This window comes from Agrobacterium sp. 10T429 (assembly GCF_056393925.1).
In genome coordinates this window covers 157,194-178,693 of the sequence record NZ_JBFTGV010000005.1, presented here as the reverse complement: position 1 = coordinate 178,693, position 21,500 = coordinate 157,194, and the positions used below count along the sequence as shown (strand labels likewise).

Here is a 21,500-nt window from a genome sequence, read left to right as displayed (position 1 = left end):
TCCCAGCCTCGAGAACCGCCCACGATCGCACTATGGAGTTGGTTTATTTATAAATCTCTAATGCAACTTTGGATAATTGATCGATCTCACCGACAATGAGCCAGGAGACGCCGGGCCGACGCGCCAGCCCATCAAGCTCTTGCGACCGGCCCAATATACGCCAAGAGGGAAAGCCTTTATTTCCAGCTTCGAAAATCGTCCCCGGCACAACCGAAAGGTGCCGGACCATCAGCAAAACGCTCCTGCAGACGCGCGCAGCCCCACTCGTTGAGCGCCGCGGGCATCATGTTGTTGAGGTCCATGCCCGGAGAGTTGAATTGCGAAGGCGCGCTGGTGACGTACCACAGCCAGTACCCCAAGGTTGCAACGACGATAAAGGCGACAATTGCAACGAACGTTGCCAGCCGTCGCGCAAGGCTTGGGGCCTTTGTCACCGCCGCGCCGGGGGCGGATACGCCCTCCTGCCCACGGTTCGCAAGCACCGGTTCGAGCGAGGCAAGTGCTTCCGCTCTTTCCTGTTCCGATAGGTCAATTCGCTCCAGCTGATCGTCAAGCAGAACAGGCAGCGGGGTTTCACCGTGCCAGACCGCCAGTGCGACATCGTGTTTGCCTGTGTGGCCGACGACGACCGGGATTCGCCCTCTCTCCAGGTAGGTAAAGGATTGCCTCTTCGTCTTCCCTTCCCTGACCGTATCGGCATAGGTCACGAAGAGACGGCTGCGTTTTTCGGCGACCGCCGTCAGCGCCACCGGAATAACAGTCAATGGCGCCGGGTGCCGCAGACGCAGACGAGCCCGCAAGGTGCGGATAAGTGCAAGCAGCAGTGCGAAACAGCCGAAACCGAGCAGGGCAACGAACACGCCCAGGGTTATGATCCGGTTCCAGAGCATATCGAGGCCAAGTGAAATCGTTGCAAGTTCGGGATTCTTCGCCGAAATGACCAGACCGGTTTCATAGTCGCCGGAATGGAAATCGACGAACATGACCTCGACATCCTTCTTGTAGCTCACACCGCCATGGTCGTAGGAAAGCTCCGCTGCGCAATTCGTGAAGATCGCCTTGCGGGTCTTGCAACTGCCGTTGATGTCGCCGCTTTCGATCTCCAGCGGGTCGCGGCTGATCTGATAGTCGCGCAAAACACCCGGGCCTTCGGCCACGAGCAGGACGACTGTAATCACCAGCAGCACCGGGATGGAAAAATAATAGGCCGCCGGTACCGAAATGACACCGCGCTTCAAACTGAGCGGCCTTGCGGGAAGTTTTATTTGTGGGAAGCTCATGGTGCCAACGCATTTAGTGGAATGTGAGCGAGCGGGGTTTGGGAATCCCGCTCTGGGAAAGGGTCGATCGCTGCACGGTCTAACCCGCTAAAGCCATCGCGAAAACCCCAAGAATTCAAGGATGCGGGCGTAATAGTTCGCACGGCGGCCCTGTCTTAATTGGCCAGCAAGCGGTCGGGGGACCCACAAAAAAACGGGCGGTAAATTCACCGCCCGTCACATGTTTTCCGTCTAGTGGTTTGCAGTCACTGCTTCGTCACGTTTTCCAGTCGTGTCGTCTGACTGGGGTGACCGACATAATCCTTGACGCGCGACGTCAAAACGATCGGCTCGTATCTCTCGAAGAGAGGCAGAACCGCTGGCTTCTGCGCGACGAACATTTCCTGCATCTGGGTGTAGATTTCCCCACGTTTCTTGGCATCGGGCTCAAGGGAAGCCTTTGCGGTCAGAGCCGTCAGTTCCGGAATGTCCCAGGCAGAGCGCCAGACGAAATTGCCGGCATTGTTGGCAGCAAGCGAGTTGTCGGGGTTACTGGAGAACTGCTCCATCGAGCCGAGGACGTTGGGCATATAGGCGCCCGTCTGCGGAATGAGCAGATCGAAGTCCCGCGCACGGTGAGCGGCAATCACGTCCGAACCGTTACCCTGCTGAATGTTCACCTTGATACCGACCTGGCTGAGCGATGCCTGGATGGCCGTAGCAAGATCGATGCGCGGCGTTTGGGCAATTGTCTTCAGATTAAGCGTGAAGCCATTCTCATAACCGGCTTCCTTCAGAAGAGATTTCGCTTTCTCGACATCAAGCTTCCAGTCGGGGCTTGGAATGGCATATTCGAAATTCTCCGGAACCGGCACCGTGCGCGCCCTGCCATAGGGGCCCATGATGGTCTTTTCCATTCCCTTGTAGTCGATGCCGTAAGCAATCGCTTCGCGAACCTTGGGGTTGGAAAGAGGCTCCTTGCCGGCATTCATGGACAGGACGTAGAAACCACCCGTCGGCACACGCTGGATCTGAAAACCTTCCTTGTTGTTGAAGGTCGCAAGGTCGGACGCCGTCAGCGCGCTGGCAATGTCGATGTCGCCTCGCTCCAGCATCAGGCGCTCCACCTGGCTTTCCGGTACATGCCGCACGATCACGCGACGCATTTTCGGGCTGCCAGCCACATAGTCCTTGTTGGCCTCAAGAATGATGATTTCGTTCGGCGACCAGCGATTGAGGGTGAAGGGGCCTGAACCGGCGGAATTTGTTCTCAGCCACGCATTGCCCCAGTCGCCATCAACTTCATGGGACTTGAGCTCCTTGCTGTCGACAACGCTGGCAATGACCATCGCCAGACGATAGAGCAGCAGTTCGGAGGTCGTTTGCCCTGACAGTTCGATGCGGACCGTCTTTTCGTCCGGGGCGCTCACCAGCTTGTCGACATTTTCCGCGTTGTAACCAACGCGCTTGAGGTTGGCGGCCGCCGCCTGATTCATCTTCAAAAGGCGGCTGAACGAATAAACGACATCTGCGGAGGTAACGGGATTGCCCGAGGCAAAGTTGGCGGCGCGAAGATGAAACGTGATACCCTTGTCATCTGTCTCCCAGCGCTCTGCCAGCTGCGGCGAAACCTTTCCCGAGCCATCGACCGAGATCAACCGATCGTAAAGATTGGCCATGATTTCGTTGGCTTTCGCTTCGGTAGCCTGATGGGGGTCTAGCGACAGCACCTGGGCAAGCGATGTCCCGACGACGAGCTGGTCGTTGGGGGTCTTGGCCGCCACCGGCGACGCCTGCACCAGCATGGCGCCCAGAACGGTGGTGAATGCGAGACGGATCATTGATTTTTTCATACCTGCTCCTCCTACAGATCGGTAATTGCAAGCCGGCAGCGCCACGTGCGCCAACCGGCCTGAAACAGTCAAAGATGGTTGTTATTAAGCGCTTCGATGAGCGCGGCGATGTAGCCGTAGCAAAACGCAAAGGCGACACCGACGGGATCGCGGCCCGCAATCGTCGGCACATGATCGGGCATGATCATGTAGCGATAGCCGAGTTCATGGTAGAGCTTCAGCGAACGGACCATGTCCATGTCACCCTCGTCGGGAAACGTTTCCATGAACGACAGCTTGCCGCCGCTGATGTTGCGGAAATGGACATTGAATATCTTGTCGCGGCTGCCAAACCAGCGGATGATCTCGTCGATCTCCTCGCGCGGATTGTCGAGCATCTCGCCGATCGATCCCTGGCAGAAATTCAGGCCGTGATAGGGGCTTTCCCGCATCTGCACGAATTTCTTCAGGCCCTCGACGGTGCCGAGCACCCGGGTGACACCCTTGTAGCCGGGCGGGGTGTAGGGGTCATGCGGATGGCAGGCGAGCCGGACCTTGTTGCTTTCGGCAACCGGCACCACACGTTCGAGGAAATAGTCGATGCGTTCCCAGTTTTCGTCCTCGGATAGAACACCGGCAAGGCCCGGAGCCGCATCATGGTCCGCCTTGTCCCATCGCCAGGCTTCATTGAGCGAACCACCACGCCCACGCTCCATTTCAGTGCGCGGGATGCCGATGAGATTGAGGTTGTATTTCGCCGCCGGGATGCCGGCCCTGGCGATATCCTCAATCATTCTGCAGACGGCATCGATCTGCCGGTCGCGCTCTGGCCCGGCAAGCAGGATATCGGGAAACGATGCCTGTTCGATCGGCCTTGATGGCAACGGCAATTGCACCATGTCGAGCACGAGGCCAAAGCTCTCGACCTTGTCACGGTGGCGCTCAAAATCCTCAAAGGTCCAGCTTGCGGGTGCACCAGGCGGATCTGCGTTGATATTCTTGACGCCAAGCTGCGCCCAAACCTTGAAATCCTCGTCATCGCGCGCTGTCACCTGGGTGCCGACATACATCGATTCTCTCCTCACTCCATGCTAGTCATCATATGACATCGCACGAAATAAGATGAGTGTCGAGATGCTATTGCGCCTCGGAAAGCAACCTGTAGCGACGCTGGCTCGCAAGCATATGATCGCGCATGGCTTTCCGCGCGGCATCCGGATCCTGCTCTACGATGGCGCGCAGGATTGCCTCATGCTCGGCCTGCACTTTGCGCAGATAATCCGCGTCGCCCGTCTCCGGCAGGGTTGGAAACTGACCGCGCGGTATCGAGCGTGACCCGAACTGGCGCAGTGCCTCGAGATAGAACCGGTTGTTGGTCGCTATCGCAATGGCCGTGTGAAACTCGTAATCGGCACTGACGGTGCTTTCGCCCGCATCGATGGCCCGGCCCATTTTCCGATGGGCTGCGGAAATCGCCGCTTCTTGCTGGGCTGTGCGGCGATAGGCGGCAATCGCCGCTGCTTCGCCTTCGGTTGCGAGCCGAAACTCAAGCATTTCCAGCGTTTCTGCAATTGTGCCAACTTCGGATTGCGTCAGCTTCACACCCGCCCACTCGCTGACATTGCTGACGAACACGCCCTTGCCGTGGATGGGAATGACATAGCCGGAAGAGCGCAGATCCGCGATCGCCTCGCGAACCACTGTTCGGCTCACGCCGTAGGTGCGCTCAAGCTGCGGTTCCGTGGGAAGCTGATCGCCGTTCTTCAGTTTTCCACTGCGAATTTCTGCACTGAGATTATCGATGATCTGTTGTGCCCGCCGCTCCCGCGGCTTTTCCCTATCGCCCATCATGCCACTCTTCCCTCTTGCAGAAAACGAATCCCTTCGTTACTCATATGATGACGTGGCGTTACGTCATATCTTTTCATGTTAGCTCAGGGAGGAGTTGGGATGAAGTACCATCAAAAGTTTTTGCAGGGTAGAATTGCTCGTCTGCGGCGAGCCGTTCAAAAAGTGGCATCGCTGACAGCGTTTTCTCGTGGAAGTGCGATTTGCGATGACTGAAATTTCATTGCGCGGCCTTGGACATCGCTTCCTGCAACTTGTCGTCAGCCTCTTCATCCTGCTCTGCATCACCTTCATCATTGGCCGGGTGATGCCGACCGATCCGGTCGGGGCAATCGTCGGTGAGCTTGCAGATCCTAAAGCCTATGAAGCCATGCGCGCTCGGCTTGGGCTTGATCTCCCTCTTTACCAGCAGTTTTTCATCTATCTCCGCGGCCTGCTGCACGGCGATTTCGGTATAGCTATCCTGACCGGAAACCCGGTAACGCGGGACCTGGCGCAAGCCTTCCCGGCGACGCTTGAGCTTGCAACGCTGGCAATCATCATCTCCACCGTCATCGGCGTCCCGCTCGGTCTCGCCGCGGCCCTGTTTCGCGACACGTTCATCGACAAGTTCGCACGTGTCTTTGCGCTGGTGGGGCATTCGATACCCGTATTCTGGTTCGGTATCGTCGGGCTCGTGATTTTTTATGCGAATCTCAACCTTGTCGCCGGGCCCGGTCGCGTGGACGTCTTTTACGAAGGCCTCGTGGAGCCGAGAACAGGGCTGATGCTGGTCGACACTCTTCTCGCAGGTGAGACAGAGATTTTCTGGAATGCGCTCGCGCATATCATGCTGCCGGCGATCATCCTTGCCTATATGGCAATGGCCTACATCACCCGCATGACCCGCGCCTTCACCCTCGAACAGCTCAGCCAGGATTACGTGATTGCGGCGCGTGCGAAAGGCGTCAGCCCGGCGCGCACCGTAACCCGCCATGTACTGCCGAATATCGCGGTACAGCTTATCACCGTTCTCGCCATCTCCTATGGCAACCTGCTGGAAGGCGCCGTTGTGACCGAAATCGTCTTTTCCTGGCCCGGCATCGGACAATACATGACGAATGCACTGCTTATTGGTGACATGAATGCGATCCTCGCAGCCACGATCGTCATCGGCTTCATCTTCATGATGCTCAACTTCCTCGCAGACGTGGCCTACACCACGCTTGACCCGCGGACACGGGAGGTCGCTCGATGACCGATATAACTCAGAACACTCCCGTGCGGAGCCGCAGCGCATTGTCTCGGATATCCACAACGACGGCGCGGACGCTGCGGAAGCTTGGCGACGAGCCGCTTGGAATGTTCGGCTTTGCCATTCTCGCCATTCTGGTCGTGGTCGCCATTTTCGCTCCCCTGATTGCGCCATATGATCCGGTGCGCCAGGTGCTAGACAATGCGCTCCAGCCTCCCAGCTGGGCGCATCTGGCGGGAACCGACGAATTTGGCCGAGACATTTTCAGCCGCCTCGTCTATGGCACCCGCATCACGATCCAGACCGTTTTGTCGGTCTCGGTCATCGTCGGCCCTATCGGCCTTGCAATCGGTGTCATGGCCGGTTTCTTCGGCGGCAGAACCGACGCCATTCTGATGCGCGCGACCGATATTGTCCTTTCCTTCCCTTCGCTCGTTCTGGCACTTGCCTTTGCTGCTGCAATGGGAGCCGGTCTCGGCACCGCAATCATCGCGATCTCGCTGACCGCCTGGCCGCCCATCGCGCGCCTGGCGCGGGCCGAAGCGCTGGTCGTGCGCAACACCGACTATGTTGCGGCCGCACGCCTCTACGGGGCCTCGCCGATGCGCATCCTGTTTCTTTATATCGCGCCGATGTGCATTCCTTCGGTCATCGTCAGACTGACGTTGAATATGGCCGGTATCATCCTTACGGCCGCCTCGCTTGGCTTCCTCGGTCTTGGCGCGCAGCCGCCGCTTCCCGAATGGGGGGCGATGATTTCCAGCGGCCGTAAATTCATGCTCGATTACTGGTGGGTCGCCGTCATGCCCGGCATCGCGATCCTTTTGACGAGCCTTGCCTTCAACATCGCTGGCGATACGCTGCGCGACCTACTGGATCCGCGTCATGCCCGTTCCTGATAGCTCTCCCATTCTTTCGGTCCGCGATCTTAACGTTCGCTTTGGCCGCAACGCCATCCCCGCCGTCTCCAATGTCAACTTCGACGTCGGACGCGAGCGTGTCGGTATCGTCGGCGAATCCGGGTCCGGAAAGTCCACGACCGGTCGTGCCGCCATGCGCCTTCTGCCCAAGAGCGCCACGGTGACTGCAGAACGGATGGATTTCCTCTCCGAACCGCTGCTTGAAAAATCCGAGCGCCAGATGGGTGCGATCCGCGGCAGCGAGATGGCGCTCATCATGCAGGACCCGCGTTATTCCCTCAATCCGGTCCTGCCGATCGGAAAGCAGGTGGCGGAAGCGGCCGAGCTGCATCTGGCCCTCAAGGGCAAGGCCGCCAGAAATGCCGCGCGCGACATGCTGCTGCGCGTGCGCATCAACGATCCTGACCGCGTGATGGGGCTTTATCCCCACCAGATTTCAGGCGGCATGGGACAGCGCGTGATGATCGCCATGATGCTGCTTGCCAAACCCAAGCTGGTCATCGCCGACGAACCGACCTCAGCACTCGATGTCAGCGTGCGCAAGGATGTCCTTCTGCTTCTGGACGAGATGGTGCGCGAAAACAATTCGGGCCTCATCCTCATCAGTCACGATATCCGCATGGTCGCGGCCTTTTGCGAACGCGTGCTGGTCATGTATGGCGGACGCGTCGTGGAGACGCTTTCCAAGCTCGAAGATGCGCAACACCCCTATACACGGGGCCTGATCGCGGCCATGCCCGATCCCCGCAATCCGGTCCGGCGCCTCAAGGTGCTGGATCGCCAGGCAATCGATGCGGAGGTGACGCGATGATCACGGTAGACAAGCTGGATGTCGTCTACGGCACGAAGGAAACCCGCAATCACGTCGTGCGCGACGTCAGCTTTCGGGTCAACCGAGGCGAGACACTCGGCATCGTTGGCGAAAGCGGTTGCGGCAAGTCGACATTGCTGCGATCGCTTGCCGGTCTGGAATCCGGCTGGACCGGATCGATCTCTTTCGAAGGAAAGCCTGTAGGCAAAGTCCGCAGCCGCGACGAGCTGAAGCTGGCGCAGATGGTGTTCCAGGACCCCTATGGTTCCCTGCACCCACGCCACCGCATCGGCCGGGCTCTTGCCGAACCGATCCGCTCCATGGGGCTTGGTGACGGCTGGTCGAAGGTTCCGGCCGCGCTGCAGCAGGTTGGCCTGCCCGCGCATTTTGCCGAGCGCTTCCCGCACGAACTGTCCGGAGGCCAGCGTCAGCGTGTTGCGATCGCCCGCGCGCTTATCCTCGAGCCGCCGATCCTGCTTCTCGACGAGCCGACATCCGCTCTCGACGTCTCCATTCAGGCGGAAATCCTGAACCTGCTGGCCGATCAGCGCGACGAGCAGAACCTCACCTTCGTTCTCGTCAGCCACGACCTGTCGGTTATAGCCCATATGTGCGACCGCGTTCTGGTCATGCAGAATGGTGTTTTTGTCGATGAGTTGACCAAGGCCGATCTTGAAGCGGGCATCACCCACGCGGCGTATTCAGGCGAACTCTTCGAGAGCAGCTTCCTTTGAAAGCCGTCATGGGGTGAGCCATTGGAACAGCTGGACTGCGAGGTTTTCCCTGGCAGTCCAGTAGTCGATCAGGCCGTCGGGCCGCGCAAGAGGCAGATGGCCCCGTGATCAGTTCAGCCGTGCTCCGTCTTCACTCGAAAACAGATGGACGCAGTTAAGTGTCGGCGAGACCATGATGCTGTCGCCGACTGCCTGCCCTATGCGTTCCCGAAAGACGCCGAGTACCTTGGTATCGCCGAGTTTCATGGTGACCTGCGTTTCCGATCCTAATGGTTCAACCAGCATTATCTCGGCAGGCACGCCGCCGGCATTAAGCAGGAAGTGTTCCGGGCGGATGCCGTAAACGGCCTGTTTGCCGGCAAAGCCGGCCGCGGAAACTGGCAAGGGCAACACGATACCTGCGGTTTCAAAACCTCTTTCAGTTATCGCGCCGGTCAGTAAGTTCATCGATGGCGAACCGATGAAGCCCGCAACGAACTGATTTGCCGGGCGGTCGTAAAGTTCGAGCGGCGTGCCGATCTGCTCGACCCTGCCGCCATTGAGAACCACGACCCTGTCGGCCATCGTCATAGCCTCGACCTGGTCGTGCGTCACATAGATCGTGGTGGTTTTCAGCTTCTGATGCAGCGCCTTGATCTCGCCGCGCATGACGACGCGCAACTTCGCATCAAGGTTTGACAGGGGCTCATCGAACAGGAACACCTGCGGATTGCGAACAATGGCCCGGCCCATCGCAACGCGCTGGCGCTGGCCGCCGGAGAGCTGGCGCGGATAACGGTCGAGCAGCTGCGCAAGGCCAAGAATATCCGCTGCCCAGTTCACCTTTTCAGCAATTTCCTGCTTGCTCGAGCCCCGATGCTCCAGCGAAAAGCCCATATTGCTGGCCACCGTCATATGCGGATATAGGGCATAAGACTGGAACACCATGGCAATATCGCGGTCCTTGGGATCGAGATCGTTGACGACCCGTTCGCCGATCCTGAGCTCTCCGCCGGTAATCGTTTCGAGACCGGCTATCATCCGCAAAAGGGTCGACTTGCCGCAGCCGGAAGGCCCGACAAGCACAACAAACTCGCCGTCCATAATGGCGAGATCGATGCCGTGAATGGTTTTCACCGCGCCATAGCTTTTGCGGATGTCGGAGAGAGTAACGTGAGCCATCAATCGGTTTCCGGTTCTTCAGCCCTTGAGGCCGGTATGGGCGAGGCCTTCGACAAACTGCTTCTGGGCAATCACGAAGACGATGAGCACGGGCAGCGCAGTCAGCGTCGCTGCGGCAAGCTGGATGTTCCACATCGGCCCGCCATAGGCGTCAGTATATTGCGTCAGCGCCTGCGGCAGCGTGAACATCTCGGCGCTGGAGAGAAAGACGATGGGTTCGAGGAACAGGTTCCAGGAATGCAGGAACGTAAAGATCGCGACCGAAGCAAGCGCCGGCTTTGCCAAGGGCAAGGCAATCTTGCGAAATATCTTGAAACGTCCAAGACCGTCGACGCGTGCGGCCTCCTCCAGCTCTCCCGGCAGCGTCACAAAAAACTGCCGCATGACGAAGGTGGCAAACACGCTTGGCGCCCCGAAAACCGGCACGAGGATCAGCGGCCAGTGGGTGTTGACCATGCCTGCCTTCAGGAACATCTGGAAGAGCGGCACGATCGTCACTTCCGACGGGATCAGCAGGCCAAGCAGCACGATCATGAAGATCACATTGGCGCCCGGAAACCGGATCCGTGCGAAGGCATAGCCTGCCATTGAGGAGATGATCATCGTGCCGATCGTCACCACAGCGGCAATGTAGGCGGAGTTCCAATATTGCCGCACGAAGGGCTGCAACTCGAACACCTTCGCATAGGTCGTCCAGTCGTGGCTCTGCGGGATGAGCTGCGGTGGGAAGGCGAAGATGTCGCTTATGGGCTTGATGGAGGAGGTAACCATCCACCAGGTCGGAAAGACGAAGGGGACAAGCAGCACGCACAGCAACCCGTAGAGCGCCACCTGCATGCGGGGGGAAAGGTCAGCTTTCATAAAAGACGATCCTCTTGCGCATCTGCCACTGGGCAAAGGTCAGCACGGCAACGATCAGAAACAGCAGGATGGACAGCGTCGAGCCGTAACCGAAGAAATGGAACTGGAAGGCCTGCTGATAGAGGTAGTAGACCAGCACCGTGGTCGACAGACCCGGCCCGCCTTGGGTCAAAACCGCAATCTGAGCAAAAACCTGTAACGAGCCGACAATGGTGATGATCGAGGTCAACAGGATCGTCGGGCTGATCAGCGGCAGGGTGATGCGACGGAACTGTTTGAAGGCTGGCGCGCCGTCGATGCGGGCGGCCTCGTAGAGTTCCTTCGGCACGCCCTGAAGTGCCGCCAGAAACAGGATCATGTTGAGCCCGACATTCTTGAAGACCTGCACGACGATGACCGAAATCATCGCTGTCGTCTCCTCGCGCAGCCAGTTGGGGCCTTCGATGCCGACCATCAGCAACATGCCGTTGATGCCGCCGTTCTTCTGCAGCAGGAAACCCCAGACGATCGTCCAGGCAACGAGAGACACGACGACGGGCGAGAAGAACAGCGTTCTGAATATCGCAATGCCGGCAAGCTTCTGGTTAAGCAGCACGGCAAGCAGCAGCGCCAGCGACAGGTTGAACACCACCAGTCCGGCGGAGAATATCCCTGTCGCGCCCAACACCTCCAGAAGATTGCCGTCTTCGATGAGCATCCGGTAGTTCTGCGCACCGGTATAGGTGAAGGTATTGGCGAGCACGTTCCACTCATGCAGCGAATACCAGAACACCAGCCCCAGCGGGATCAGCACGAAGATGATGATCCCGATCAGCTGCGGGGCGATGAACAGAAAGCCAGCGAGACTGTCGCGCCGCGCGATGGTCCAGAACGCCGATGCAGGGCGATGCCGGGGACGGGTAATCTCCTGCGCGACAGCCATGGCTTTCTCCTCAGCGCTTCAGGAGCGGCGCGATCTGGCCGCAGATTTTTTGAAGCGCTCCCGCGACATCGGCCTCCGACCGCCAGACCGCATCGAGGTTTGAGCGCACGATCTGCTGTATCTGGGCAAAGCCGGTGTGGCCGGGCATGACCTTGCCCGTGGCGATGCCTGATATGACGACCTTTTCGATCTGTTCCTGGCTGAGCAGCGGATTGGTTTTTTTCAAAACCTCCGCATTCAACAGCGACTTGCGTGCCGAGGGGAAGAACTGGCTGAGCTTTGCCGAATTGTCCGGATTGGTCATGTAAGCAACGAATTCGGCCGCCGTCTGCGCATTCTTTCCGGACTGCATGACGCCGATGCCGGCCTGCCCGATCAGTGCGTATTCACCGGCCGGTCCTTTCGGCAGCGGCACGAGGTCCCAGCCGAAAGGCTTGTCCTTCGGCAAAAGCGAGGCCCGGCTGATCTGGGTAATGGTCATCGCGGCATTACCGGCGAAGAAATCGACCGTCTCGCCGGGGCCGGGCATGGCCTTCTTGCTGAAGATGGCATCATGGATGAACGATAAAGCATCCGCCATCGGCTTTTCCGCCATGGTGCACGTTGCGCCATCCGCGCTCCAGGGCGATGCGCCCCAACCGTTCCACACGGAGGTCAGATATTGCCAGCTCTGGTAATTGAAGTCGCGGACGACAAGCCCGCCCTTGCCGGATTTCGAGACCGCCGAGGCGGTCGCGATGGCGTTTTCCCAGGTCCATTCGCCGGCAGCGATCATCTCCGCCGGCGTCTTTGCACCTGCGGCCTTGATGAGATCATTGTTGACGAAGACCGCAAAGGGCGAGGTCGAGAACGGATAGGCGAAGAGCTTTCCGTCCTGCGACCAGCGTTCCGTGGCCCCGGCGCTGACTTCGTCAGGATTGTAACCCTGAGCGGCCTTCAGCGTGTCGGTGAGCGGATAGAGCGCGCCTGATTTGACGAAATCATAGGCCGAGGTCTCGAAAATCCAGGCCATGTCAGGCGCATTGCCGCCCGCAATCTGGGTCGTGAGCGCGGTGGTATAGGTGTCGAAAGGCAGGGACTCATAGGTCACGCTGACATTCGGATGGTCCTTTTTGAAGCCGGCTGCGATGTCGTTGAACAGCTTTAGATGCGCCTCGTTGGCACTCCAGATCGTCATGCGCAGCTTGACCGCATCCTGTGCCGCCGCTGCCCCTGCCAGCGCAAACGAGCCGATAAGGGCCAGCGCGCAGGCCGTGGTTTGCATTTTCCAATGACTATTCATTCCCAGTCCTCCTCCAAAGATGGGTTCGATCGAACGACAGTCCGCCGTCCTAATAGGCCGCGATATCCGGCCAGCGTATTTCAATGCCTTCGCGGGTTAGCGCCGTCTGGAAGGCATGAAGATGGTCATCGTCTTCCTGCACCTGATGCGGAGGGAGACCTTTTTCCAGGCAATAGGCCGCCAGCATTCCAGCCACTTCGCCGATATTCCATTCGACTGGATGCAGGCGGTAGCAGCCATTGGTGATATGCGTCGTGCCGATGTTCTTGCCCGCCGGAATAAGGTTCTTCACGCGCTCGGGTATGAGTGCGCCAAGCGGAATCTCGAACGGGCAGGAAGGCACATCGATATAGTTGTCGCCACCGGTCGATGGGTGCAGATCGATGCGGTACATGCCGATGCCGATGCTGTCGCGATAGCGGACAGCCCCCCTGTCACCGCGAACCGTGTAGGAAAGATCCTGTTCGACGATGCGCGTGACCGGCTTGATGCGGCGGCTTTCCCGGATATAGGGCGCCATGGCAAGGCCGTGTTCGGTGCCGGTAATATCGCCTCTGAGACGCAGGCCGCGAAAGCCCTGTCCGCCATCAAGGCGCGGTGCTTCGGTCTGCAACCAGTAAAACACCGAATAGGAAAGTTCGGCCGCCGCCTTCAGATGCCGCGCCTTTTCTTCTTCCGACACATCGATGATGGTGCCGTCCATGTAGTCGATCATCGGCCAGTTCACGAGGCAGATGTCGGATTTATAAAAACCTGGCGCAAAGTTCTTGCGTGCCGCGATGCGACGGAAAATCCAGAGGTTTTCATCGCCACCGCCCTTGCGCTGGTCGGCATCAACCAGCAACGGATCGTCGTCCGGATTGGGCGTGAAGGAGCGGGTCGTGTGTTCCAGCGTGCGCGGATGCGGCGCGGTGAAACCGAGCATCGGCCCACCCCAGAAATGCGGCTGGTACTTGCGCCAGTAGTCGTAATTATCAGGCTTGTCGATCGTCTGATCGCCGTCGACATGATCGATTGCAAAGCAGATCGACACGGCCTGCACATTATCAGGCTGGGCGCTGGCCGGCGCACTGGGCTCACCCGTGTCCGATTGCGCCTCGAACCCCTTGGCATATTCCGTGCCCGTCATCGGCAACAGATCGCCAAGCTCGGTGGCATCAAGAATGTAGTCGGCGGAAATAACGATCTCGGCTCCGCTGTCGCGATGACGCAGGGTGACCGAGCGCACCCGGTCGCCATCCACATCGGCAGCAACCGGCCGATAGGGCTTGAGCACCGTCAGCCGGTCGGCGCCGATATAGGGCATAAGCATGCTTTCCATCACCTCAAGGCTGACGCGCGGCTCGGCGCAGATGCGGCTGACCCAGCCGCCACCCGGATTGAGGTCACTCCACGAGCGGGCGCCGTCCGTCAACGGATAATGGTCGCGGTAATATTGGCGCACGCCGTTGCGCAGCGCGCGATAAGAGCGGGTGATCCCGAACTGCTCGACCCAGCTATGTTCGTCCGATGGAACCGCCTGACTGGTCAACTGACCGCCGATCCAGTCATATTCCTCGGTCATGATCACGCGCTTTCCGGCGCGTGCGGCACCGAGGGCCGCCGCCACGCCGCCAAGGCCACCACCGACCACAAGAATGTCTGCTTGCATCTCTTTCACGTCGTCTCATCCGTTTTGTTGACTGGGGACTTATCTGGGGAGGCCACTGGAGCCGGCCCCAATGTTTCACCCTTGACAGGTTGGCACTTGAGTAGAATCTGACTTCCCGGGCTGCCGGTCTCGATGCGGTTCACCAGCATTGCAGTCGCCTGCCGGCCCATCTCTTCACGGGGAATTTCATAGGATGTGAAACGCACCGGGCTGCGGCCGGCACGAATATGGCTGCCAAGCACGACCATCGAAAACACGTCGGGCACCCCAATTCCGCGCTCCCGTGCCAAAGTCTCGACGCGCACCGCATCCGCCAGTTCTATGAAAAATGCCACCGTCGCGCCGCTTTCGATGATCGCGTCGAGGATCTTTTCGGCAGGCCGGTTTACCGCCTTTATGTGCAATGCAAGCGTCGCCGCCGTGCCGAGCGCATCACTGAAACCTCGCCATCGGTCGGCAATCGATTCCGCCGGACCCGCAGGGCCGATATAGGCGAGCTTGGAATGCCCGAGCATCATGGCATCTTCAACAAGCTGCCGTGTGCCCGCGGCATAGTCGCCGCCAACATAGGGCACGGGCCCGCCAGCATCGTCGCGTCGGCCGATCGCCACGAATGGATAATCTTCCGAGACCAGCCGGGTAAGCTCCTTGCGGTCGAATTCACGGCCCAGGACCAGGCAGCCATCGGCGATCCGGAGCCTGTTGCCCTCGGAAAAAATCTTGCGGTTGTTGCCGACGCCGGCACTGGTCAGCAGCAGAAGATCGTACGCCTGCTGTTGCGCCTCTTCCTCGATGCCCAACAGGAACGGCGTGAAGAAGTCCGCCTGTGCGCTTGGAAAAGCAGGCTCGTAGGTGAAGACGCCGAGGATGCGATTAAGCCCCTTGGCCATGCGGCGCGCGATCGGGTCCGCGACATAACCCGTCTTGCGAATGACCGCCTGTACGCGTTCGCGTGTTTCAGCCGGGATACGCGCAATCGCGGTCGGCGCGCCGTTCAGAACAAGCGATACTGTTGCCTGACTGACGCCGGCAAGCTTCGCAATATCGTTCTGAGTAAGGCGTTTATGGCTGGTCACGCAATGCCCTCCCCGACACTCGTTGACTGCTAATACGTATTAGCTGTTAATGCGTATTAGCATGACTTCCCTACTCTGTGTCAAGAGGCGAAAGACACGCTTGCGGAGAGATGTTTTGACGAAGGCTTATGAGGCGGCCAGCCCGGCCTTATGACGGCCGCGCTGGGTTATGGGCTTCCATACCAGCGGTAAAACGGTGCCCGCTGCGGGTTCAGGGTACCGAAGGCGTCTTTGCGTCTGCAAGCTTTTGCTGGAGAAGCCAGGTCCACATCGCCTCATCGCCGAGCACTTTTGCCTCCACCTCTTCATGGTTCGTATCTTCAAAAACCGTCAGCCGCACATTACGTTTCAGTTCCTGGAGACGCTGAACGAGGACAACAGTATCGGACAAAGGAATCACCTCGTCCCTTGAGCCGTGAAAGGCCCAGAATGCTGTCTTTTCATTGGTGCGGTTGAGGTAATGGCGGATGCCGCCACCGGGAATTGGGACGACCGCAGCAAAAGTTTGTGGAAACTGCTCGGCCATTGACCAGGCGCCGAACGCTCCCCGGCTATATCCAATCAGATAGATACGGCTGCGGTCCACCCGATGATCCGCCACAACGGAAGCTAGGACGCTTGCGACACGTTCGATCGGATAAAGCAGTTCCTCGCTCGGATTTTGTGGCGAAAACACCATGAAAGGAAAATCACGGCCCCCATCGATCAATTTTGGCAGACCGCTGCGGCGCAGCTTTTCGACGTCGCTCCCGCCCTGATCGCCGCCATGCAGCCATACCACGAGAGGATAGGTTTTGTCCGAACCGGCATAGTCTTTGGGCGTATAAAGCAGATAATTGATATCCGACGCGATCGTGGCGTCAGACCTCATGGCCTTCTGCTCGGCAAACGCAAATGTCGATGTGGCCAGTGCCGCAACAGCGATCAGGCATAGTTTCAGATGCTTCATGCTTTTGTCCTCCCAACAAACACGTCTTCCAAGACGCGACTGGTGAACTCATCAGCCGCCGGGTTGGTTCAGTGGTTTGAAAAGCATGCCGGTCAACAAGCCATGCGGAACCCGATTGAGGCTGCGAATATCGATCAGCCAGGTTTGTCCACCGCAGTGTGGAGGACAGAGACATGCGTTCATTATTTGTTCTGGCCTGCTGTTTGAGTTTTTGCTAATCATTGCAACAAGAGTGCTTTTGAAAAATGCCGTCGTCGTGCGGATAGGCAAATATCAAGGATGCAGGCATGGCGGTTGCCTATCTGGACAAACTGAACGAGCAGCAACGCAAGGCCGTGGAACATGGCGTTGGGCCTTCAGGCGGGCACACGGCTGGACCGTTGCTGATTATCGCCGGTGCCGGTTCCGGCAAGACCAATACGCTGGCGCACCGGGTGGCGCATCTGATCGTCAATGGCGCCGATCCTCGCCGCATCCTGCTGATGACGTTTTCACGGCGTGCCGCTTCCGAAATGTCGCGTCGTGTCGAGCGTATCTGCAAGCAGGTCATCGGCGCTAACGCCGGAGCCCTCACGGATGCGATGGCCTGGTCCGGCACGTTTCACGGGATCGGCGCGCGCCTCTTGCGAATCTATGCGGAACAGATTGGACTGGACGTGGATTTCACGATCCACGACCGCGAAGACAGCGCTGATCTGATGAATCTTGCCCGACACGAGCTGGGTTTCTCCAAGACCGAGAGCCGTTTTCCGACAAAGGGCACCTGCCTTGCGATCTATTCGCGCGCCGTCAATTCACAAACGCCACTGAAAGAAATCCTGCGCCAGCACTATCCATGGGTGTCCAGCTGGGAAGAAGAGCTCAAGCAATTATTCGCCGCCTATGTCGAGGCCAAGCAGGCCCAGAACGTTCTCGATTACGACGATCTTCTGCTCTACTGGGCCCAGATGGTCAGCGATCCCGACCTTGCAGGCGATATCGGCAATCGTTTCGACCACGTGATGGTCGACGAATATCAGGATACCAATCGGCTGCAGGCCGCGGTGCTGATGGCACTGAAACCGGGCGGTCGCGGATTGACCGTCGTGGGTGACGATGCCCAGTCGATCTATTCCTTCCGGGCAGCAACGGTGCGCAATATCCTTGATTTTCCGGCATCTTTCAGCCCGGCTGCCGATATTATCACCCTTGATCGCAACTATCGCTCGACACAGCCGATACTGGCTGCCGCCAATGGTGTCATCGACCTTGCCCGTGAGCGATTCGCCAAAAACCTCTGGACCGAACGACAGTCGCTCGAGCGACCGAAGCTCGTGACAGTAAAAAGCGAAACCGAGCAGGCGAACTTCATTATTGACCAGGTGCTGGCCAATCGTGAGACCGGCATGAAGCTGAAGCAACAGGCCGTGCTGTTTCGCACCTCCAGTCATAGCGGGCCGCTTGAAGTTGAACTTACACGCCGCAACATTCCCTTCGTCAAATTTGGCGGCCTGAAGTTTCTCGACAGTGCCCATGTAAAAGACATGCTGGCGGTATTGCGGTTCGCGCAAAACCCGCGCGACCGCGTCGCCGGTTTCAGGCTACTTCAGATGCTGCCGGGTATCGGGCCGAAGAAAGCCGGCAATATTCTCGATACGATTGCGGCAGACCCGGAACCTCTGCTCGCCCTTGCCGAAATTCCGCCGCCACCCAAAACCGGTGATGACTGGGTATCCTTCGTGCAGTTGCTGGCGAACATGCGAAAATTGCACGGCGGCTGGCCATCAGATATCGAGCAGGCGCGGCTCTGGTACGAGCCCCACCTCGAACGCATCCATGAGGATGCCGAGACGCGGAAGGCCGATTTGCTGCAACTCGAGCAGATTGCCGGCGGCTATCCTTCCCGCGAACGCTTCCTCACCGAACTGACGCTCGATCCGCCGGATGCCACCAGCGATCAGGCAGGCGTGCCGCTGCTCGATGAGGATTATCTGACGCTTTCAACCATTCATTCGGCAAAAGGCCAGGAATGGCGCTCCGTCTTTATCCTGAACGTGGTCGATGGCTGCATACCCTCCGATCTGGGCGTCGGCTCCACGCATGAAGTAGAGGAGGAACGCCGGCTGCTCTATGTCGCCATGACTCGCGCCAAGGACAGTCTGTCACTGATAACCCCGCAACGGTTCTTCACCCATGGCCAGAACGCGCAGGGCGACCGGCATGTCTATGCCGCTAGAACCCGCTTCATACCGGCAACTTTGCTGCAGTTCTTTGAAACCGCCACCTGGCCCCTGGTTTCGGCCGCAGCCTCCGAGCGCAGCGCGCAGCAGATCCGCATCGATGTAGGCGCGCGGATGCGGGCGATGTGGAAATAGGGAAGATCGTACAGGCTGGAACGATGGATAACACGGCTGTTCGAAAGATCATCCATATCGACATGGATGCCTTTTATGCATCGGTGGAGCAACGCGACAACCCCGCACTTCGCGGCCTGCCGGTCGCCGTCGGCGGATCGGCCGCACGAGGCGTGGTGGCTGCGGCAAGTTACGAGGCGAGAACCTTCGGCGTCCATTCAGCCATGCCGTCCGTCACTGCCAAACGGAAATGCCCGGATCTGATCTTCGTACCGCCACGCTTCGAGGTATACCGGCAGGTGTCGCAACAGATACGCGAGATATTTGCCGAATATACCCCTCTGATCGAGCCGCTATCGCTCGACGAAGCCTATCTCGATGTCACCGAAAACCTGAAAGGCATGGAGATCGCCACCGAAATTGCGCTTGAGATCCGCGCAAAAATCAAGGCGGTCACCAGCCTCAATGCATCTGCCGGCATCTCCTACAACAAGTTTCTGGCCAAGATGGCAAGCGACCTGAACAAACCGAATGGCCAGGCCGTCATTACGCCGAAGAATGGGCCTGGCTTTGTTGAAGCCCTGGCCGTCAAGAAATTCCATGGCGTAGGACCCGCCACGGCCGAGCGGATGAAACGGCACGGCATCGAAACAGGGCTCGATCTCAAGTCGAAATCACTCGGTTTTCTGCAACAGCATTTCGGGAAGTCCGGCCCTTATTTCTACAACATCGCCCGCGGCATCGATGAACGGCAGGTCAAGCCCGATCGCATCCGCAAATCTGTCGGCGCCGAGGACACATTCGTCGAGGATATCGACGATCTCGACTTAGCGAAGGCGGAGCTTGGCCCTTTGGCTCAGAAAGTCTGGCGTTATTGCGAGGCCCACGACATCACGGGAAAGACGGTGACCGTGAAAATCAAATATTCGGATTTCAGCCAGGCGACACGCAGCAAAACAGTGTCGGGAGCCGTGTCTGACCTCGCAACGATCCAGGAGATGTCAGAGAGCCTGCTTGCCTCCGTCTTTCCATTCAAACGTCCGGTAAGGCTGTTGGGGATTACCCTTTCCTCGCTGAGCACCGAAGAGAGTGAAGAGGAAGCGCAGCTAGCGCTTGGCCTGTGATGCCCCTGTCCCGAAAACGAAAAAGCCCGCCGCGGGAGGAGGTGCGGCAGGCTTTCCGAAATTTCGAACAACAGCTGGGAGGAGGAGTGCCATTGTTCACAAGACAACCCTTGGGAGGAGGATAGGGTCATCTCAATCCGAAGCTTTGCGGGAGGAGGTGCATCGCTTCGATGAAAACAAGATACCCGGTTTTACCGCATATTAAATAGGCTTTAATGCAGCGCAGCCATGCAAGAAACGCACGACGTCATCTAGCAACGCGTGCTGAGAGGCCATCAGCTACAGCACTGCGTCAAAATGGATGCCCTCCACGAGATTAGAGCATTCGAATAGTCTCAAAAATGTGTTGGATAAAAATCTGTAAGAAATTAACTTTGCAACTCCGCTCCTGTCGACGGGCCGTACGAAAGAAACTGAAATGAGTGAATGGTCGAATAAAGAATATGTAAATTGGATTTATAAAACGCTCTTACATAGGGACGCGGACGAAAGCGGGCTGGATCATTTTTCCAACCGTTTGGAGTCAGGGGAGGACTTGAAGAATATTGTCGAAAGCATTCTCGCAGGCGACGAATACAAAGCAAAAATGCGAGCAGAGGAAGTCGATCCTTTGCAAATTTCTCAAAGACAGCGTCGACGATTGACTATTGTGGATGTCGGCGCCCGTTTGCTTGCAACAGAGGATCACATCTACGCGCCATTGACAAAAGGTACTCTCGATTGGCGTGCCATCGGTTTTGAGCCACAAAAGCACCGCATAGAGGAACGGGCAGCAGCAGAACCAGACCCCAGACTAGTTTTGATTGAAGCGTTTATCGGGGATGGCAAAGAAGCGCTGTTCCATACTGTTAATGACGATGGCAGCTCTTCCCTGCTTGATCTCAATCTGAAGTTCAACGCAGATTTTGATGATATAGGCGACATGCGTGTTGTATCGACTGACGTTGTTAAAACTTCCACTCTAGATGAAGCTTTAGCTGGAGAGCCACACATCGACTTTTTAAAATTCGACATACAGGGCTTCGAGGGTCGCGCACTGTCGGGCGCAAAAGATGTATTGCAGAAAACCAACGTCGTGCACTGCGAAGTTTTTTTCGGCCCCATGTATCACGAGACGGCATTTTTCCGGGATATAGATCATATCCTTTCAGAAGCAGGATTTGAATTTATCGACTTTTCGCACTTGAATAGATACGAGTACACATCGGTGCCGTTCAAGACCGCCAAGCGCGAGAGACTGATATGGGGCGATGCCGTCTTCTTTCGCAAGGACGTGAATAACGCTGATGATCGCATCGCCCAGGCTTTGATAGCGAGTATGATTTACAAGAAACATGGCCTGGCGCAAACGCTTCTTCGCTGAGGATCAGTCGCCGTAAATGCATAGACAGAAAGACCGTCGACGATGATGGTCTTTCTCTATCTGCACAACCCAGGCCAAGGATGGTCTCCGATCAGCAACTGACCGCAACAACATGGTGGAAACCTGGCTGACGACTATGG

18 protein-coding genes are annotated in these 21,500 nt (G+C 57.9%); 7 read left to right on the top strand and 11 right to left on the bottom strand.

The window, feature by feature from the left end:
• Window positions 1–176 precede the first annotated feature (176 nt).
• From AC1DCP_RS13845 to AC1DCP_RS13830, 4 genes are all read right to left on the bottom strand, one after another.
• Window positions 177–1,280 (bottom strand): hypothetical protein, encoded by a 1,104-nt coding sequence (locus AC1DCP_RS13845; RefSeq protein ID WP_476774341.1) that lies wholly within the window; start codon window positions 1,278–1,280, stop codon window positions 177–179.
• 245 nt (window positions 1,281–1,525) lie between these two features.
• On the bottom strand, window positions 1,526–3,064 hold the full coding sequence (locus AC1DCP_RS13840) for an ABC transporter substrate-binding protein (protein ID WP_370953851.1): 1,539 nt from the start codon (window positions 3,062–3,064) through the stop codon (window positions 1,526–1,528).
• A gap of 116 nt (window positions 3,065–3,180) precedes the next feature.
• A complete protein-coding gene (locus AC1DCP_RS13835) occupies window positions 3,181–4,161 on the bottom strand; it encodes a mannonate dehydratase (protein ID WP_013761138.1) in 981 nt (326 codons plus the stop codon).
• 67 nt (window positions 4,162–4,228) lie between these two features.
• Window positions 4,229–4,942 carry a FadR/GntR family transcriptional regulator gene (locus tag AC1DCP_RS13830; protein WP_004431172.1) on the bottom strand — a complete coding sequence of 238 codons (714 nt, stop codon included), beginning with the start codon at window positions 4,940–4,942 and terminating at the stop codon, window positions 4,229–4,231.
• 205 nt (window positions 4,943–5,147) lie between these two features.
• Between AC1DCP_RS13830 and AC1DCP_RS13825 the strand changes: the two genes are divergently transcribed.
• Genes AC1DCP_RS13825 through AC1DCP_RS13810 form a run of 4 tightly spaced genes read left to right on the top strand, consistent with a single transcriptional unit; the run spans window position 5,148 to window position 8,638 of the window.
• Window positions 5,148–6,176, top strand: a complete 1,029-nt coding sequence (locus tag AC1DCP_RS13825; RefSeq protein ID WP_004431168.1) for an ABC transporter permease — start codon at window positions 5,148–5,150, stop codon at window positions 6,174–6,176.
• Window positions 6,173–7,072, top strand: a complete 900-nt coding sequence (locus AC1DCP_RS13820) for an ABC transporter permease (protein ID WP_013761140.1) — start codon at window positions 6,173–6,175, stop codon at window positions 7,070–7,072. Before AC1DCP_RS13825 ends, AC1DCP_RS13820 begins: the two co-directional genes overlap by 4 nt.
• The gene (locus AC1DCP_RS13815; RefSeq protein ID WP_111801929.1) at window positions 7,059–7,904 is read left to right on the top strand and encodes an ABC transporter ATP-binding protein; all 846 of its coding nucleotides are present in this window, start codon (window positions 7,059–7,061) and stop codon (window positions 7,902–7,904) included. Before AC1DCP_RS13820 ends, AC1DCP_RS13815 begins: the two co-directional genes overlap by 14 nt.
• Window positions 7,901–8,638, top strand: coding sequence for an ABC transporter ATP-binding protein (locus AC1DCP_RS13810; protein ID WP_111800783.1), 738 nt, complete (start codon window positions 7,901–7,903; stop codon window positions 8,636–8,638). The genes AC1DCP_RS13815 and AC1DCP_RS13810 overlap by 4 nt, the downstream gene beginning before the upstream one ends.
• Before the next feature lie 108 nt (window positions 8,639–8,746).
• Here AC1DCP_RS13810 and AC1DCP_RS13805 read toward each other — a convergent pair whose 3' ends face one another.
• The 7 genes from AC1DCP_RS13805 to AC1DCP_RS13775 form a co-directional block, all read right to left on the bottom strand.
• The gene (locus AC1DCP_RS13805; RefSeq protein WP_476774340.1) at window positions 8,747–9,799 is read right to left on the bottom strand and encodes an ABC transporter ATP-binding protein; all 1,053 of its coding nucleotides are present in this window, start codon (window positions 9,797–9,799) and stop codon (window positions 8,747–8,749) included.
• A gap of 18 nt (window positions 9,800–9,817) precedes the next feature.
• On the bottom strand, window positions 9,818–10,660 hold the full coding sequence (locus AC1DCP_RS13800; RefSeq protein WP_115064601.1) for a carbohydrate ABC transporter permease: 843 nt from the start codon (window positions 10,658–10,660) through the stop codon (window positions 9,818–9,820).
• Entirely contained in the window at window positions 10,650–11,582 is a 933-nt protein-coding gene (locus tag AC1DCP_RS13795) for a carbohydrate ABC transporter permease (RefSeq protein ID WP_004431155.1), read from the bottom strand. Before AC1DCP_RS13795 ends, AC1DCP_RS13800 begins: the two co-directional genes overlap by 11 nt.
• 10 nt (window positions 11,583–11,592) lie before the next feature.
• The gene (locus tag AC1DCP_RS13790; RefSeq protein ID WP_476774339.1) at window positions 11,593–12,864 is read right to left on the bottom strand and encodes an ABC transporter substrate-binding protein; all 1,272 of its coding nucleotides are present in this window, start codon (window positions 12,862–12,864) and stop codon (window positions 11,593–11,595) included.
• A gap of 49 nt (window positions 12,865–12,913) precedes the next feature.
• Window positions 12,914–14,515, bottom strand: a complete 1,602-nt coding sequence (locus tag AC1DCP_RS13785) for an FAD-dependent oxidoreductase (RefSeq protein WP_476774388.1) — start codon at window positions 14,513–14,515, stop codon at window positions 12,914–12,916.
• 5 nt (window positions 14,516–14,520) lie between these two features.
• Complete coding sequence (locus AC1DCP_RS13780) at window positions 14,521–15,591, bottom strand: LacI family DNA-binding transcriptional regulator (protein ID WP_025594973.1); 1,071 nt, start codon at window positions 15,589–15,591, stop codon at window positions 14,521–14,523.
• A 211-nt stretch (window positions 15,592–15,802) separates the two neighbouring features.
• Window positions 15,803–16,540 carry a carboxylesterase family protein gene (locus tag AC1DCP_RS13775; protein ID WP_476774338.1) on the bottom strand — a complete coding sequence of 246 codons (738 nt, stop codon included), beginning with the start codon at window positions 16,538–16,540 and terminating at the stop codon, window positions 15,803–15,805.
• A gap of 287 nt (window positions 16,541–16,827) precedes the next feature.
• On the opposite strand from AC1DCP_RS13775, the gene AC1DCP_RS13770 reads away from it, so the two are divergent.
• The 3 genes from AC1DCP_RS13770 to AC1DCP_RS13760 all read left to right on the top strand — a co-directional run bounded on the left by AC1DCP_RS13770 (window position 16,828) and on the right by AC1DCP_RS13760 (window position 21,360).
• Complete coding sequence (locus AC1DCP_RS13770) at window positions 16,828–18,894, top strand: ATP-dependent helicase (protein WP_476774337.1); 2,067 nt, start codon at window positions 16,828–16,830, stop codon at window positions 18,892–18,894.
• Window positions 18,895–18,917: 23 nt separating this feature from the next.
• A complete protein-coding gene (gene dinB, locus AC1DCP_RS13765) occupies window positions 18,918–19,997 on the top strand; it encodes a DNA polymerase IV (protein WP_004431141.1) in 1,080 nt (359 codons plus the stop codon).
• 418 nt (window positions 19,998–20,415) lie between these two features.
• Window positions 20,416–21,360: an FkbM family methyltransferase gene (locus tag AC1DCP_RS13760; protein ID WP_065663333.1), complete on the top strand. Its 945-nt coding sequence runs from the start codon at window positions 20,416–20,418 to the stop codon at window positions 21,358–21,360.
• Window positions 21,361–21,500 lie beyond the last annotated feature (140 nt).

What these genes read in the sequence shown, in the direction of transcription:
- AC1DCP_RS13845 (WP_476774341.1), bottom strand. Translation starts at nt 1,280, where the DNA reads ATGAGCTTCCCACAAATAAAACTTCCCGCAAGGCCGCTCAGTTTGAAG.
- AC1DCP_RS13840 (WP_370953851.1), bottom strand. Translation starts at nt 3,064, where the DNA reads ATGCTGGTGCAGGCGTCGCCGGTGGCGGCCAAGACCCCCAACGACCAG.
- AC1DCP_RS13835 (WP_013761138.1), bottom strand. Translation starts at nt 4,161, where the DNA reads ATGTATGTCGGCACCCAGGTGACAGCGCGCGATGACGAGGATTTCAAG.
- AC1DCP_RS13830 (WP_004431172.1), bottom strand. Translation starts at nt 4,942, where the DNA reads ATGATGGGCGATAGGGAAAAGCCGCGGGAGCGGCGGGCACAACAGATC.
- AC1DCP_RS13825 (WP_004431168.1), top strand. Translation starts at nt 5,148, where the DNA reads ATGACTGAAATTTCATTGCGCGGCCTTGGACATCGCTTCCTGCAACTT.
- AC1DCP_RS13820 (WP_013761140.1), top strand. Translation starts at nt 6,173, where the DNA reads ATGACCGATATAACTCAGAACACTCCCGTGCGGAGCCGCAGCGCATTG.
- AC1DCP_RS13815 (WP_111801929.1), top strand. Translation starts at nt 7,059, where the DNA reads ATGCCCGTTCCTGATAGCTCTCCCATTCTTTCGGTCCGCGATCTTAAC.
- AC1DCP_RS13810 (WP_111800783.1), top strand. Translation starts at nt 7,901, where the DNA reads ATGATCACGGTAGACAAGCTGGATGTCGTCTACGGCACGAAGGAAACC.
- AC1DCP_RS13805 (WP_476774340.1), bottom strand. Translation starts at nt 9,799, where the DNA reads ATGGCTCACGTTACTCTCTCCGACATCCGCAAAAGCTATGGCGCGGTG.
- AC1DCP_RS13800 (WP_115064601.1), bottom strand. Translation starts at nt 10,660, where the DNA reads ATGAAAGCTGACCTTTCCCCCCGCATGCAGGTGGCGCTCTACGGGTTG.
- AC1DCP_RS13795 (WP_004431155.1), bottom strand. Translation starts at nt 11,582, where the DNA reads ATGGCTGTCGCGCAGGAGATTACCCGTCCCCGGCATCGCCCTGCATCG.
- AC1DCP_RS13790 (WP_476774339.1), bottom strand. Translation starts at nt 12,864, where the DNA reads ATGAATAGTCATTGGAAAATGCAAACCACGGCCTGCGCGCTGGCCCTT.
- AC1DCP_RS13785 (WP_476774388.1), bottom strand. Translation starts at nt 14,515, where the DNA reads ATGCAAGCAGACATTCTTGTGGTCGGTGGTGGCCTTGGCGGCGTGGCG.
- AC1DCP_RS13775 (WP_476774338.1), bottom strand. Translation starts at nt 16,540, where the DNA reads ATGAAGCATCTGAAACTATGCCTGATCGCTGTTGCGGCACTGGCCACA.
- AC1DCP_RS13770 (WP_476774337.1), top strand. Translation starts at nt 16,828, where the DNA reads ATGGCGGTTGCCTATCTGGACAAACTGAACGAGCAGCAACGCAAGGCC.
- dinB (WP_004431141.1), top strand. Translation starts at nt 18,918, where the DNA reads ATGGATAACACGGCTGTTCGAAAGATCATCCATATCGACATGGATGCC.
- AC1DCP_RS13760 (WP_065663333.1), top strand. Translation starts at nt 20,416, where the DNA reads ATGAGTGAATGGTCGAATAAAGAATATGTAAATTGGATTTATAAAACG.